This is a genomic window from Streptomyces sp. AP-93, assembly GCF_022808175.1.
In the GTDB taxonomy this organism is placed as follows: Bacteria; Actinomycetota; Actinomycetes; order Streptomycetales; family Streptomycetaceae; genus Streptomyces.
On record NZ_JALGBX010000010.1, the window covers coordinates 133,197 to 146,914 of the forward strand.

Annotated in this window: 14 protein-coding genes; 10 read left to right on the forward strand and 4 right to left on the reverse strand. The window is 72.6% G+C overall.

Annotated elements, in window-relative coordinates; all coding sequences use genetic code 11:
- Window positions 1–3 precede the first annotated feature (3 nt).
- The 8 genes from MTF69_RS18435 to MTF69_RS18470 all read left to right on the forward strand — a co-directional run bounded on the left by MTF69_RS18435 (window position 4) and on the right by MTF69_RS18470 (window position 8,267).
- Entirely contained in the window at window positions 4–927 is a 924-nt protein-coding gene (locus MTF69_RS18435; protein ID WP_243335906.1) for an ABC transporter permease, read from the forward strand.
- Window positions 920–1,954 (forward strand): ABC transporter permease, encoded by a 1,035-nt coding sequence (locus tag MTF69_RS18440; RefSeq protein WP_243335908.1) that lies wholly within the window; start codon window positions 920–922, stop codon window positions 1,952–1,954. The genes MTF69_RS18435 and MTF69_RS18440 overlap by 8 nt, the downstream gene beginning before the upstream one ends.
- 12 nt (window positions 1,955–1,966) lie before the next feature.
- Window positions 1,967–2,941 carry an ABC transporter ATP-binding protein gene (locus MTF69_RS18445; RefSeq protein WP_243335910.1) on the forward strand — a complete coding sequence of 325 codons (975 nt, stop codon included), beginning with the start codon at window positions 1,967–1,969 and terminating at the stop codon, window positions 2,939–2,941.
- On the forward strand, window positions 2,934–3,995 hold the full coding sequence (locus MTF69_RS18450) for an ABC transporter ATP-binding protein (protein WP_243335912.1): 1,062 nt from the start codon (window positions 2,934–2,936) through the stop codon (window positions 3,993–3,995). Before MTF69_RS18445 ends, MTF69_RS18450 begins: the two co-directional genes overlap by 8 nt.
- A 360-nt stretch (window positions 3,996–4,355) precedes the next feature.
- Window positions 4,356–4,550, forward strand: coding sequence for a hypothetical protein (locus tag MTF69_RS18455; protein WP_243335914.1), 195 nt, complete (start codon window positions 4,356–4,358; stop codon window positions 4,548–4,550).
- Window positions 4,551–4,638: 88 nt separating this feature from the next.
- Window positions 4,639–5,547, forward strand: a complete 909-nt coding sequence (gene mshB / locus MTF69_RS18460; RefSeq protein ID WP_243335915.1) for an N-acetyl-1-D-myo-inositol-2-amino-2-deoxy-alpha-D-glucopyranoside deacetylase — start codon at window positions 4,639–4,641, stop codon at window positions 5,545–5,547.
- On the forward strand, window positions 5,544–5,939 hold the full coding sequence (locus MTF69_RS18465; RefSeq protein WP_243335917.1) for a DUF6113 family protein: 396 nt from the start codon (window positions 5,544–5,546) through the stop codon (window positions 5,937–5,939). The genes mshB and MTF69_RS18465 overlap by 4 nt, the downstream gene beginning before the upstream one ends.
- Window positions 5,940–6,329: 390 nt before the next feature.
- Window positions 6,330–8,267 carry a hypothetical protein gene (locus tag MTF69_RS18470; RefSeq protein ID WP_308401420.1) on the forward strand — a complete coding sequence of 646 codons (1,938 nt, stop codon included), beginning with the start codon at window positions 6,330–6,332 and terminating at the stop codon, window positions 8,265–8,267.
- Window positions 8,268–8,543: 276 nt separating this feature from the next.
- Here the strand turns inward: MTF69_RS18470 and MTF69_RS18475 are convergent, their stop codons facing one another.
- Window positions 8,544–9,335 (reverse strand): transglutaminase-like domain-containing protein, encoded by a 792-nt coding sequence (locus tag MTF69_RS18475; RefSeq protein WP_243335919.1) that lies wholly within the window; start codon window positions 9,333–9,335, stop codon window positions 8,544–8,546.
- Window positions 9,332–10,324 (reverse strand): N-acetyltransferase, encoded by a 993-nt coding sequence (locus MTF69_RS18480; RefSeq protein ID WP_243335921.1) that lies wholly within the window; start codon window positions 10,322–10,324, stop codon window positions 9,332–9,334. Before MTF69_RS18480 ends, MTF69_RS18475 begins: the two co-directional genes overlap by 4 nt.
- 117 nt (window positions 10,325–10,441) lie before the next feature.
- Here MTF69_RS18480 and fdxA point away from each other — a divergent pair, with 117 nt between their 5' ends.
- The gene (fdxA, locus tag MTF69_RS18485) at window positions 10,442–10,771 is read left to right on the forward strand and encodes a ferredoxin (protein WP_030713714.1); all 330 of its coding nucleotides are present in this window, start codon (window positions 10,442–10,444) and stop codon (window positions 10,769–10,771) included.
- Window positions 10,772–10,904: 133 nt separating this feature from the next.
- Window positions 10,905–12,002 (forward strand): succinyldiaminopimelate transaminase, encoded by a 1,098-nt coding sequence (dapC, locus tag MTF69_RS18490; RefSeq protein WP_243335923.1) that lies wholly within the window; start codon window positions 10,905–10,907, stop codon window positions 12,000–12,002.
- Between the two features lie 82 nt (window positions 12,003–12,084).
- Here the strand turns inward: dapC and MTF69_RS43745 are convergent, their stop codons facing one another.
- The gene (locus tag MTF69_RS43745; protein WP_243335925.1) at window positions 12,085–12,411 is read right to left on the reverse strand and encodes an ATP-binding protein; all 327 of its coding nucleotides are present in this window, start codon (window positions 12,409–12,411) and stop codon (window positions 12,085–12,087) included.
- A gap of 227 nt (window positions 12,412–12,638) precedes the next feature.
- Entirely contained in the window at window positions 12,639–13,664 is a 1,026-nt protein-coding gene (locus MTF69_RS18500) for a hypothetical protein (RefSeq protein ID WP_243336144.1), read from the reverse strand.
- Window positions 13,665–13,718 lie beyond the last annotated feature (54 nt).

A 13,718-nucleotide genomic window follows, 5' to 3' on the forward strand; every position in this document is an offset into this window, starting at 1 on the left:
TCCATGGGACGTTATGTGATCCGGCGACTGCTCCAGATGATCCCCGTGTTCATCGGCAGCACGTTCCTGATCTTCTTCATGGTGTACGCGCTCGGCGACCCGGTGGCCGCCCTCTTCGGTGACAAGGCCCCCGACCCCGCCACCGCCGCGCGCATCCGCAAGGACCTCTATCTCGACCAGCCCCTGTGGAAGCAGTACCTCCACTACATGGGCCAGATCTTCCGGGGAGACTTCGGCACCGCCTTCAACGGCCAGAAGGTCACCGAGCTCATGGCCTCCGCCTTCCCGGTGACCCTGCGCCTGACCATCGTTGCGATCGCGATCGAGATCGTCGTCGGCATCACCCTGGGCGTGATCAGCGGCCTGAAGCGCGGCAAGTCCATCGACACCAGCCTGCTGGTCCTCACCCTCGTGGTGATCTCGGTGCCCACCTTCGTGACGGGCTACCTGCTGCAGTACCTCTTCGGCGTCAAATGGGGCTGGGTACGGCCCACCGTCTCCCCGGACGCCCCCTTCAGCGAGCTGATCCTGCCCGGCATCGTCCTCGCGCTGGTCTCCCTCGCCTACGTCACCCGCCTCACCCGGACCTCCATCGCCGAGAACGTCAAGGCCGACTACGTCCGCACCGCCGTGGCCAAGGGACTGCCCCGGCGCCGGGTCATCACCCGCCACCTGCTGCGCAACTCCCTGATCCCGGTCGTCACCTTCATCGGCACCGACATCGGCGCCCTGATGGGCGGAGCCATCGTCACCGAGCGGATCTTCAACATCCACGGCGTCGGCTACCAGCTCTACCAGGGCATCCTGCGCAACAACTCCCCGACGGTGGTCGGCTTCGTGACCATCCTCGTGATCGTCTTCCTGCTGGCGAACCTGCTCGTCGACCTGCTCTACGCGGTCCTGGACCCGAGGATCCGTTATGCCTGAGCCCGATCCCGAGCGCCCCGCCTACGATCCGCTGGGACCCGGCCCCCACGAGTCCATCGCCCCCACCGGCCAGGGAGGAGCCATGGATCTCGCCCTGGAGGAGGCCGAGAGCCTGGAGAAGGAGCTCGGCGGCCCTCCCGCGGGCCCCCAGGAGCTGCATCCATCAGCCGCCTCCGGCGGACGGGCACGCTCCCTGTGGTCCGACGCCTGGCACCAGCTGCGCCGCAACCCGGTCTTCCTCGTCTCCACGCTGCTGATCCTCTTCCTCGTGGTCATCTCCATCTGGCCCCAGCTCATCGCGAGCGGCGACCCGCTCCAGTGCGACCTGTCCAAATCGCAGCAGGGCTCCTCCCCGGGCCACCCCTTCGGCTACGACACCCAGGGCTGCGACGTGTACACCCGCACCGTCTACGGGGCCCGCGCCTCCATCACCGTGGGCATCTGCGCCACCCTCGGCGCGGCCCTCCTCGGCTCCGCGCTCGGCGGGCTCGCCGGGTTCTTCGGCGGCTGGGGCGACGCACTGCTCTCCCGGGTCGCCGACATCTTCTTCGGCATCCCCGTGGTCCTCGGCGGCCTGGTCTTCCTGTCCGTGGTCACCAGCACCACCGTCTGGCCCGTCGTCGGCTTCATCGTGCTGCTCGGCTGGCCCCAACTGGCCCGCATCGCCCGCGGCTCGGTCATCACCGCCAAACAGAACGACTACGTCCAGGCCGCGCGGGCGCTCGGCGCCAGCAATGCCCGGATGCTGCTGCGGCACGTGGCGCCCAACGCCATCGCACCCGTCATCGTCGTCGCCACCATCGCGCTCGGCACCTACATCGCCCTGGAAGCCACCCTGTCCTTCCTCGGCGTGGGCCTGCGCCCGCCGACGGTCTCCTGGGGCATCGACATCTCCAACGCCGCCTCCCAGATCCGCAACGCCCCGCACATGCTGCTGTATCCGGCGGGCGCGCTCAGCATCACCGTGCTCGCGTTCATCATGCTCGGCGACGCGGTGCGCGACGCCCTCGACCCCAAACTGCGCTGAGGAGCCCCGCACATGCTGCTCGAAGTGCGCGATCTGCACGTGGAATTCAAGACGCGGGACGGAGTCGCCAAGGCCGTCAACGGGGTCAACTACTCCGTGGCCGAGGGCGAGACCCTCGCCGTGCTCGGCGAGTCCGGTTCCGGCAAGTCGGTCACCGCCCAGGCCGTCATGGGCATCCTCGACATGCCGCCGGGCCGCATCGCGGGCGGCGAGATCCTCTTCAAGGGCACAGACCTGCTGAAGATGAAGGAGGAGGAGCGCAGGAAGGTCCGCGGCGCCGAGATGGCCATGATCTTCCAGGACGCCCTGTCCTCCCTCAACCCGGTCCTGAGCGTCGGCGCGCAGCTCGGCGAGATGTACGAGGTCCACCGCGGGATGTCCCGCAAGGACGCCCGGAACAAGGCCGTCGAGCTGATGGACCGGGTGAAGATCCCGGCGGCGCGCGAGCGGGTGGGGGACTACCCGCACCAGTTCTCCGGCGGCATGCGCCAGCGCATCATGATCGCCATGGCAATGGCCCTCGAACCCTCGCTCATCATCGCGGACGAGCCGACCACGGCCCTGGACGTCACCGTCCAGGCCCAGGTCATGGACCTGCTCGCGGAGCTCCAGCGCGAGCTGAACATGGGCCTGATCCTGATCACCCACGACCTCGGCGTCGTCGCCGACGTGGCCGACAAGATCGCCGTCATGTACGCGGGCCGGATCGTCGAGGCAGCCCCCGTTCACGAGATCTACAAGCGCCCGGCCCACCCGTACACCCGCGGCCTGCTGGACTCGATCCCGCGCCTGGACCAGAAGGGCCAGGAGCTCTACGCCATCAAGGGCCTGCCGCCCAACCTGCTCGCCATCCCGCCCGGCTGCGCCTTCAACCCGCGCTGCCCGATGGCCCAGGCCGTCTGCCGCCTCGACGTACCGCCGCTGGCCGAGGTCGCACCGGACCGCGCCAGTGCGTGCTTCTTCTGGAAGGAGTGCCTCGGTGGCTGAGTCCATCCTCGTGGTGGAGGACCTGGTCAAGCACTACCCGCTGACCCGGGGCATCCTCTTCAAGAAGCGGGTCGGCGCCGTCAAGGCCGTCGACGGGGTCTCCTTCGACCTGCGGGCCGGCGAAACCCTCGGCATCGTCGGGGAGTCGGGCTGCGGCAAGTCCACCGTCGCCAAGATGCTGGTCAACCTCGAACGCCCGACGGCGGGGGCGATCAGGTACAAGGGCGAGGACCTCGCCAAGCTGTCGGCCAAGGCCCTCAAGTCCGTGCGCCGCAACATCCAGATGGTGTTCCAGGACCCGTACACCTCGCTGAACCCGCGCATGACCGTCGGCGACATCATCGGCGAGCCCTACGAGATCCACCCCGAGGTGGCCCCCAAGGGTGACCGGCGCCGCAAGGTCCAGGAGCTCCTGGACGTCGTCGGCCTCAACCCGGAGTACATCAACCGGTACCCGCACCAGTTCTCCGGCGGCCAGCGCCAGCGCATCGGCATCGCCCGCGGCCTCGCCCTCCAGCCCGAGATCATCGTCGCCGACGAGCCCGTCTCCGCCCTCGACGTCTCCGTCCAGGCCCAGGTGGTCAACCTCCTGGAGCGCCTGCAGGACGAGTTCAACCTCTCCTACGTGTTCATCGCGCACGACCTCTCGATCGTCCGGCACATCTCCGACCGGGTCGGCGTCATGTACCTGGGCCGGATCGTCGAGATCGGCACCGACACCCAGATCTACGACCACCCCACCCACCCCTACACGCAGGCCCTGCTCTCCGCCGTCCCGGTGCCCGACCCGGCCGCCCGCGCGGGCCGCGACCGGATCATCCTCTCCGGCGACGTCCCCTCCCCGGCCAACCCGCCGTCGGGCTGCCGCTTCCGCACCCGCTGCTGGAAGGCCGAGGCGCGCTGCGCGTCGGAGGTCCCGCTCCTGGAGATCCCGGCGTTCCTCCCCGGCGGCCCGGCGGCCCACCCCTCGGCCTGCCATTTCGCATCAGAGCGGGTGGTCCTTCCGCCGGGCCCGCCGCCCGCACCGCCGTCGGGATGGCCGACCAAGGAGTGAGCTCCGGGCCCCCGGCACCGCTCATTTCTCGCCACAGCTGTGAACGGCTCCACGGTTTCCTCACAACTCGGTTTACACGCAGGCAACTTGACCGTTTCTGTCCCGAGATCTGGGCCGGGCAGCCTGGATCCCGTGCGGCCGTGCGGGTGCCGACAGCCGGCCGGGGAGGCGTACAGCGTCCCCGGCCGGCACTCCTGTGACCCCGGACATGCGCGGCGTGCGCCCCTCGTGCTGCCGGAATCGATCGATGTGGTGGTACGGATAGTTATGATCCGTAGCGCACGGTGGGTATGACTCTGCCGAGCACCGAGTTGCGAGTACGCGAACCCGATGTCCGCTCGACGTGGAGGTGAAACAGCCGTGGCACTATCGATCTCGGCCGTGGTGCTGCTGGCAGTAATCGTCTTCCTGCTGGTCCGGCGTTCGGGCCTGAAGGCGGGTCACGCAGTGGTCTGTGTACTGCTCGGCTTCTATCTGGCGAGCTCGACCGTGGCTCCGACGCTCTCCCAGCTGACTAACAACGTGGCGAGCATGATCAGCGGCCTCAAGTTCTAAGCCGCCGCGAGGCCCGCGGCGCAGGCCGCCGTGCGGGGTTGCGGGTGGCGGGTCCGCCGTTCTTCGGCACGGTCGTAGGGTGACCCCCATGAACGGTCTTCCCGCCCGTCGGCTCCTGCTCGTGCACGCGCACCCGGACGACGAGTCGATCAACAACGGCGTCACCATGGCCAAGTACGCGGCCGAGGGCGTCCATGTCGCGTTGGTGACCTGCACGCTCGGCGAGGAGGGTGAGGTCATCCCGCCCGGACTCGCCCACCTGACGGCCGACCGCGACGACACCCTCGGTGCCCACCGCATCGGCGAGCTCGCCGAGGCCATGCGCGAACTGGGCGTCGCCGACCACCGCTTCCTCGGCGGCCCCGGCCGCTTCCGCGACTCCGGGATGATGGGCGCCGAACAGAACCGCCGGCCCGGCGCCTTCTGGTCCGCCGACGTGGACGAGGCCGCGGGGTACCTCGTGGAGGTGATCCGCGAACTGCGCCCCCAGGTCCTCGTCACCTACGACCCGGACGGCGGCTACGGCCACCCCGACCACATCCAGGCCCACCGCGTCGCCACCCGCGCCGCCGAACTGGCCGCGGAGCCCACCTACCGCCGTGACCTCGGCGCACCGCACGCCATCGAGAAGTTCTACTGGAACCGCGTCCCGCGCACGGTCGTCGAGGAGGGCTTCGCCCGGCTGCGCGAGGCCGGGAGCGAGGTGCCCTTCCCGGCGCCGGCCGCACCGGACGACGTGCCGGGCGTGGTGGCCGACGAGCGGATCACCGCCGAGATCGGCGGGGACGAGGCCGCGGAGCAGGCGTTCGTGGCCGCCAAGACCGCCGCGATGCGCGCCCATGCCACCCAGATCGCGGTGGACGGGCCCTTCTTCGCGCTCTCCAACGACCTGGCGCAGCCGCTGTTCACCCACGAGTACTACGAGTTGGCCGCCGGCCGGCCGGGCGTCCCGGCGGGCGAGCGCGAGCGCGACCTCTTCGCGGGGGTGCGGGCATGACCGGGCCGCCGTGGACCATGGGGAACGGGGGGCGGATCGCCGCCCTGCTGGGCCTGTTGGCGGCGGGGGTGCTGACCGGCGCGGCCGGCTGGCTCGTCGTCGACCTGTGGTTCCCGGGCGGACTGGTGCTGGCGCTCCTCGCGCTCTTCGGCCTGTTCCTCGGCGGCCGGATCGCGCTGGGCACCGGCATCGGGGTGGGAGCGGCCACCGGTGGCTGGTTCCTCGCCTACGTGATCCTCGGTGTGCCCCGGCCCGAAGGGGACTTCCTGCTCGGTTCGTCCGGAATCGGCATGTACGCCTACCTTTTGGGTGGAGTGGTGCTCGCTGTGATCTGCGCCACGATGAGCTTCCCCGCGGACCGGCCGCTTTCGGCCGCCGGGAACGCCAAGTGACGCGGCGTCGGCCGCGCGCGACGCCTTGACGAGCGGGTCGGGCGGTGCTGCATCGGACCCCCCGCAGCCCGGCGCCACGTGCTCGGGGAGTGCACGCAAGGGGCGCACGGGAGATCAAGGGGAACCCTTCGTTCCCGGCGGCCGGGTGCGTGCGGGCGGCGGCCAGTATGGTGGACCGGCCGCCGAGCTGCCCGCGCACGCTATGACGGGCGGCGGAGCCGATCGGGAGAACCTGCCTTGAGCCGTGAAACTGACAGTCCGTCCTCCGGGCCCAACGGGCGTGGCGGAGCCGCCTACCCCTCGGGTACGCCGCCGTACGGATCAGGCCAGTATCCGTCCACGACAGTGCCCCCCGGTCCGGGCGCGGCGACCATCCCGGAGGAGAGTTCAGTGACCGCACCGCCCGCGAAGCCGTCCACACCCGATTCCGACGGGCCGAAGACGGAGACCCAGCTGACGACCCGGATCCGGATCAACATTCCGGGTTCGCGGCCGATTCCGCCCGTGGTCGTACGCCAGACCATGCCCGAAGCCGAGGCCGGACAGGCGCCCGAGCCCGCAGCCGCCCCGGCGGCCGCGCCCGAGCCGGCCCCGGCCGAGGAAACGGCCAGCAACTGGTTCGCACCCCGCAAGGCGGGCACCGCGCCCGCCCCGACGCCCACCCCGGCGCCGGACCGGGCCGCCGCCCCGGCACGCGGACCGGCTCCGGCGCAGGCCGGCGGCCCGCGCTTCGACGGGCCCGCGCAGCAGGGCTTCGCCCAGGGCGGCCCGGCCGGGCCGCGTCCGGGTGCGCCGACGGGCCCCGGCCCGGGTGCGCCGATGGGTCCCGGCCCGGGTGCGCCGATGGGCCCCGGCCCGGGTGCCCCGATGGGCCCCGGCCCCGGTGCGCCGATGGGCTCCCGCCCCGGCGGTCCGGGCCCCGCCCCGGCGCAGGCCGGCGGCCCGCGCTTCGACGGGCCCGCGCAGCAGGGCTTCGCCCAGGGTCCCGGCGGGCCGCGTCCCGGTGCGCCGATGGGCCCCGGCCCCGGCGGCCCCGGCGTCGCCGCCGGGCCGGGCGCCGGCTACCCCGCACCGCCCGCCGGACCCGGCGGTCCCCGTACGGGTGCCCCCGTAGGCCCCGCGCAGGGCCCCGGTCCCGGCGCCGCGTACGGCTCCGGCCCCGGCCCCGTCCCGCCCGCCCCGGCCTGGCCCGGTACCGGCCCCGGCCGCGGCCCGGACGGGCCGACCGGCGGGCCCGCGCTGGGCTCCGTACCGGTGGGCGGACCGGAGCCGAGCTGGCCCGGCCCCGAGCTGGACTCGGCTCGCCACCCCCAGCCCGTGCCCGCGCCCGCCCCGGTGCCCGCGAACAAGGCCAAGGCTCCCGCGCCGGCCCCGGCGCGGCCCGCGAAGAAGGGCCGCAACAAGCTGGTGCTGCTCGGCGGCGCCCTCTTCACGCTGTTCGGCGTGGCCTACGGAGCCGGTCTGCTCCTGAACCACTCCGACGTCCCCAAGGGCACCACCGTCATGGGCGTCGACATCAGCGGCAGCCGCGACGAGGCCGTCGCCAAGCTGCAGAGGTCCTTCGGCAACCGCGCCTCCACCCCGCTCCAGCTCACCGTCGGCGGCAAGCCGGTCGAGCTGAAGCCCGAGAAGGCCGGCCTGAGCCTGGACAGCCAGACCACCGTCCGCAACGCGGCGGGCAGCGACTACAACCCGATCACGGTCATCGGCTCCCTGTTCGGCAGCGAGCGCAAGGCCGAAGCCGTCCTGCCCACCGACGAGGAGAAGCTGCGGGTCGCCCTCCAGGAGCTCGCCGGCACCGCCGGCTCCGCCACCGAGGGCACCATCACCTTCGACGGGGGCAAGGCCGTCGCCGTCCCCGGCAAGCCCGGTTCCACGCTCGATGTGGACGGCTCCGTCGCCCTGGTCACCAAGGCCTTCCGCGACATGGTCGGCGGCGGCCAGGCCGCGCCCGCGAGCCTCCCGGTCGCCACCAAGGACCCGGTCGTCGACCAGGCCGAACTGGACCGGGCCATGAAGGAGTTCGCCCAGCCCGCGATGTCGGCCCCGGTCCTCGTCAAGGCGGGCGCCAAGTCCATCCCCCTCGGCGCCAAGTCCCTGCCGAAGATCCTGAGCATGCAGGTCGTGGACGGCCACCTCGTCGAGAAGTACGACCTGGAAGCCCTCAAGACGGCCTACGGGAACACCTTCGACGGAGTCCTCATCATGCGCGGCACCGGCGAGAAGACCGCCGTCACCCCGCAGGACGTCGCCGGAGTCCTCGGCAAGGCGCTGCGCGGCAAGACCACCCCCGAGCGCACCGCGGTCATCGCCACCAACCCGAGCTGACCCCGCACGGACCGGAGCCCCTCCCCGAACACCGGTGAGGGGCTCCGCTGCAACATCGGCACTTCCGGCACATCCAGCCTCGCCGGCGTTTGGTCTTTTCAGCCCGTCCGGCGTTTGAGGACCGGGGTCCGGGGCGGAGCCCCGGGGAACGGCGGAAGGGCGGGTAGGGGACAGGCCCCGCGCAGCGGCAAGGGTCACCGCGGGGACTTGGCCCCGCGCAGCGGCAAGGGTGGCTGCGGGGACTTCGCCCCGCGCAGCGGCAGCCGGGCCGACGGCCTAGTTCAGCAGGGCCCGGGCGGCCATCGCCTCCGCGCGAATCCGCACCGCGGACGGCGGATCGATCACGTCCACGACCACCGCGTAGGACTCCATCTCCGCCGCCCCCGCCGCGAACTCCCCCCGCTCCACCAGCAGCTTCGCCCGCTCGTACCGCAACGCCGCGGGATGCGAGGGCAGCAGCAGCGCCAGGTCCAGCGCCCACAGCGCCACCCCCGAGTGCTCGGGCCGCGACGAGGCCCACGCCCGGATGTTGTTCAGGATCCGCAGCACGATGTCCATCGTGCGCGCCGCGGTCCGCGGCCCCGCCGCCAGCTCCGCCGGACCCGCGCCCAGCGAGGCGCCCCCCGCGAAGGGGTCGACGACCACACCCTCCTCGGGATCCCCGAAGCCCACCACGAAGTGCCCCGGCAGGGCCAGCCCGTACACCGGAGCCCCGGCCCGCCGGGCCACCTCCAGCCACACCACGGACAGCAGGATCGGCAGCCCCCGGCGCCGCCGCAGCACCTCGTGCAGCAGCGAGGAGGAGAGCCGGTCGTAGTCGGCCGGGGTGCCGTGGAAGCCCATCCGCCCGCCCAGCAGCTCGGACACCGCCGAAGCCCACGCGCGAGCGCCCCGCAGCCCGTACGGCAGCATCCCCGCCAGCCGGTCCAGCTCGATCTGCGCCCAGTCCATGGCCCGCTCGTCGAGCTCCGGGTCCCCCTCCGCGGCCAGCAGCAGGCACAGCGTGGCCAGGTCGGGCCGGTCCGCCCGCGCCTCGGCGGCGAAGCGCTCCCGCCAGAGCGAGGTCACGCCGCCGCCCGGCGGTAGTGGTGGTAGGAGTGGTGCGTCCCGAAGCCCATCCCCTCGTACAGCGCCCGCGCCCCGGTGTTGTCGCTCTCCACCTGGAGCCAGGCGGCCGAGGCGCCCTCCTCCAGCGCACGCCGCGCCAGCGCCGCCATCACGGCCGAGCCGAGGCCGAGGCGCCGGTGCTCCGGGTCGACCTCGACGGCCGCGAACCCGGCCCACCGGCCGTCCACCACGAGCCGCCCGATCGCCCGGCCGGGTACCGCCGCGAACCACACCGAGGGTCCCGACGTCAGCACCCGTCGGGCGGTCCCGGGGTCCTTCACCCGCCCGTAGCGGGAGAGCCACTCCTCGTCCGGAGTACGGGTCAGCCGTACGCCCGCGACCACGGACTCGTCCACGTCCAGGTCCCCGACCGGCGCCAGAGCGCCGACCCGGACCTCCGCCGACACCTCGCGGACCCAGCCCCGGTCCTCGAGCTCCGCGCACAGCACCTCCTGCGTGCCCGCGGCCCCCGTGGCGGTCTGGATGTACGCCGGAAGATCCCTCCGCGCGTACCAGGAGGTCACTCGCGCGAGTGCATCGTCCAGCGGGGTCCCGGGATCGCCGAGCGGCAGTACGGAGTTGGCCCGCCGGGTGAATCCGCCGGCCGCGCGCAGCGTCCACTCGCCCAGCGGCTCGCTCTCCAGCGGCACCCAGGCCCGTGCGCAGACCCGCGCGAGCTCCTCGAAGGAGGTCGCGGGCCCCCTGCGCCGGGCCGGAGCGGCCGGTACGACCTTGCCCGCCACCAGCGAGGATTCCGCGATGCGGACGGACTCGCCGGTCTTTCGTGTGATCGTCACCACACCCGAGTTCCAGGATGTGAGAACCCCTACGGTGTCCGTGAAACAGGGGGCCCCGGTCGAGCCGTGCTCCACCCGTCGCACAGAGACACGTTTACCCACGTCAGCGGGTGTAATCCGGATCTCCAGCCGTCCACCGGCAGTGATTTCCACAGCTCTGTCCGCCCCTCCTGTTCGGATCGTGCCCGGGAACGGAGATACTAGAGGCGGGCATCGACGACGCCGCGCTCCCGCGCGATATGGAAAGCCCTTATGAGGAGGAACGAGAGCGTGACCTACGTCATCGCGGAGCCTTGTGTCGACGTCAAGGACAAGGCATGCATCGAAGAGTGCCCCGTCGACTGCATCTACGAGGGCCAGCGGTCCTTGTACATCCACCCGGACGAGTGCGTCGACTGTGGTGCGTGTGAGCCGGTCTGCCCGGTCGAGGCCATTTTCTACGAGGACGACACTCCGGAGGAGTGGAAGGACTACTACAAGGCGAACGTCGAGTTCTTCGACGAGCTCGGTTCGCCCGGTGGTGCTTCCAAGCTCGGCCTGATCGAGCGCGACCACCCCTTCATCGCAGCGCTGCCCGCCGGCATCAACGGCGAGCACTGACCTTTTCAGGCAGTAGCGCCCCTCGGTCCCGTACGGCCTGCGCGCCGTACGGGACCGAGGTGTTTTCCGGCCCCTGGCCGTCCCCCCCCGCACCGGTACCCCGCAACCAGCACCAGAGAGAGCAGAGACCACCGTGGCCGCAGTATCCGACCGTCTTCCCGCCTTCCCCTGGGACAAGCTGGAGCCGTACAAGGCGACGGCGGCGGCCCACCCGGACGGGATCGTCGACCTCTCCGTCGGCACCCCCGTCGACCCGGTGCCGGAGCTGATCCAGCGCGCCCTGGTCGAGGCAGCGGATTCCCCGGGCTATCCCACGGTGTGGGGCACCCCCGCCCTGCGCGACGCGATCACCGGCTGGGTGCGCGGCCGCCTCGGCGCGAGCGCCGCCGGGCACCGCAACGTCCTGCCGGTCGTCGGCTCCAAGGAACTGGTGGCCTGGCTGCCCACCCAGCTGGGCCTCGGCTCCGGTGACCAGGTGGCCTACCCCCGCCTGGCGTACCCGACGTACGAGGTCGGTGCGCGGCTGTGCGGCGCCGAGCCGGTGGTCTACGACGACCCCACCACCGATCTCGACCCGGCCCGCGTGAAGCTGCTGTGGCTCAACTCCCCGTCCAACCCCACCGGCAAGGTCCTCCCCAAGGAGGAGCTCGTACGGATCGTGGCCTGGGCGCGCGAGCACGGGATCCTGATCTTCAGCGACGAGTGCTACCTCGAACTGGGCTGGGAAGCCGAGCCCGTCTCCGTCCTGCGCGACGAGGTCTGCGGCGGCTCGTACGAGGGCATCGTCGCCGTCCACTCGCTCTCCAAGCGGTCCAACCTGGCCGGCTACCGGGCGGCCTTCATCGTCGGTGACGCCGAAGTCCTGGGCGAGCTCCTCCAGATCCGCAAGCACGGCGGCATGATGACCGCTGCCCCCGTGCAGGCGGCCACGGTGGCGGCCCTGGGCGACGACGTCCACGTCGAGGAGCAGCGGGTGCGCTACGCGGCCCGCCGCGCGGCCCTGCGCACGGCCCTGGAGGCGCACGGCTTCCGCGTCGAGCACAGCGAAGCCAGCCTGTACCTGTGGGTGACCCGGGACGAGCCCTGCTGGGACACCGTCGCCCACCTGGCCGAGCTCGGCGTCCTGGTCGCGCCGGGCGACTTCTACGGCGAGGCGGGCGCGCAGTTCGTCCGCGTCGCCTTCACGGCCACGGACGAGCGCGTCGCGGCGGCGGTCAAGCGGCTGGCGTAAGCCGGCCCCGTACGCGCAGACGGCCCGAGGGGCCCGGGAGTTCGTGCTCCCGGGCCCCTCGGGCCGTTCATGGCGGCGGCTGCTAGCCGAGGCCGGGCAGCCCGCCCGGGACCGGGAGGCCGCCCGGCAGCCCGCCGCCGGCGAGCGGCAGGCCCGCCAGCAGGCTGCCCGCGGCGCCGGTCACCTCGTCGGCGGGCGCGGGCGCCGGCAGGGTGGAGGCGGGCACGGCGTCGGTGGCGGTGTCGCCCGCGGCGGCGACCGTCGCGTCCGGCGCGGTGAGCGCGCCCAGCTGCGGCACGGACTCCAGGCCCGCGGCGCTGGCCGCGCCGGCCGCACCGACCACGGGCGCTGCCCCGGCTGCGAGGAGCAGCGCGGCACGGGCGATCCGACGGGTCAGGGGGAGGGACATGTTGCTCCTAAGCGGTAGCGGCTGAGTACGCCGTGACAACCGCTCGGAGGGGGGCGCGAGTTGCGGAGCCGGTGGGTAAAGGATCGGTAACGGATCGTTTAATCGGCTTCCGGGTCGACCGCCCGGAACGCGCCCCGACCTGCGGTTGTGCGCCCGCCGGGGCCTCCGTGTCCGCCGTACGGGTCGCCCCCGTACGGGGGACGGGTCGTACGCCCGTCCACCGGCGATCAGCCGCGTACGAAGATCCGTACCTGGCCCGGACCGGCGGCGCCGGGATCCCCGGCGCCGTTCCCCGCGCCCGCGGCGCCCCGCTCCCGCCACCGGTCGCCGTCCTTGCCCGCGACCCAGGACTTGCCGCCGTACGAGACCCGCGTGATCCCCAGCTCGCGGGAACCGGCCACCGCCCACTGCGCGAGCACCCGGCCGGTCCGCGCCGCCGGATCCCCGCCGCCGGGCTTCGCCACCAGGGTCACCTCGGACTCGGCGGCCGCGCCGGCGCCCTCTCCCGCGCCCTCTCCGGCGTCCTTCCCGGCGCCCTTCCCGGACGCCGGACCGCCCGGAGCAGCGGGCAGCGTGTACAGCGGGTTCTTGCCGAGCAGCCGGGTCAGCTCCGCCCGGACCTTCGCCGGATCGCCGGGCCGGGCGGGCGCGGGCCCGGTACAGGTCAGGTGGCCGCCGCCGGTGAAGGCCGCGGTCAGCACCGTGGCGTCCGGCTCGTGCTTCGCGTAGGCCTGCGGGAAACCGCTCAGCTGCACCCTCTGCGCCGCCACCGTCAGCGGGAGCCTCGAGTACCCCTTGATCTCGGCCAGCCGGTCGTAGAAGATCCCGGCCGAGTACACGGGGTCCATGATCTGGCCCGGCGTGCCCCAGCCCTGCGAGGGCCGCTGCTGGAACAGGCCCAGCGAATCCCGGTCGCCGTGGTCGAGGTTGCGCAGGCCCGACTCCTGCATGGCGGTCGCCAGCGCGATGGTCACGGCCCGGTCGGGCATCCCCTTGGAGACCCCGACCGCGGCTATCGTCGCCGCGTTCGCCGCCTGGTCGGGGGACATCTCGTCGAACTGGCCGGAGCCCTTCGCGCCGTTCTTCCCGTCGGCCGAGGCCGTGCAGTAGGGCACGCCGCCGTAGTCGTTCGACGCGCGCTGCACGACGAAGTACCCGGCGACCGCCACCAGCACCAGGAAGCCCGCGGCCCAGCGGAGCGGGCGACGGCGGCGGCGGGGGCGGGAGTGATCGGTCTGCGGCACGCCGCCCACCGTACTTGAGCCATATGACGCGTCCATCGGCCGGACGGACAAGGCTTCGCCCCA

What these genes read in the sequence shown, in the direction of transcription:
- MTF69_RS18435 (WP_243335906.1), top strand. Translation starts at nt 4, where the DNA reads ATGGGACGTTATGTGATCCGGCGACTGCTCCAGATGATCCCCGTGTTC.
- MTF69_RS18440 (WP_243335908.1), top strand. Translation starts at nt 920, where the DNA reads ATGCCTGAGCCCGATCCCGAGCGCCCCGCCTACGATCCGCTGGGACCC.
- MTF69_RS18445 (WP_243335910.1), top strand. Translation starts at nt 1,967, where the DNA reads ATGCTGCTCGAAGTGCGCGATCTGCACGTGGAATTCAAGACGCGGGAC.
- mshB (WP_243335915.1), top strand. Translation starts at nt 4,639, where the DNA reads ATGAACGGTCTTCCCGCCCGTCGGCTCCTGCTCGTGCACGCGCACCCG.
- MTF69_RS18465 (WP_243335917.1), top strand. Translation starts at nt 5,544, where the DNA reads ATGACCGGGCCGCCGTGGACCATGGGGAACGGGGGGCGGATCGCCGCC.
- MTF69_RS43745 (WP_243335925.1), bottom strand. Translation starts at nt 12,411, where the DNA reads ATGTCCCTCCCCCTGACCCGTCGGATCGCCCGTGCCGCGCTGCTCCTC.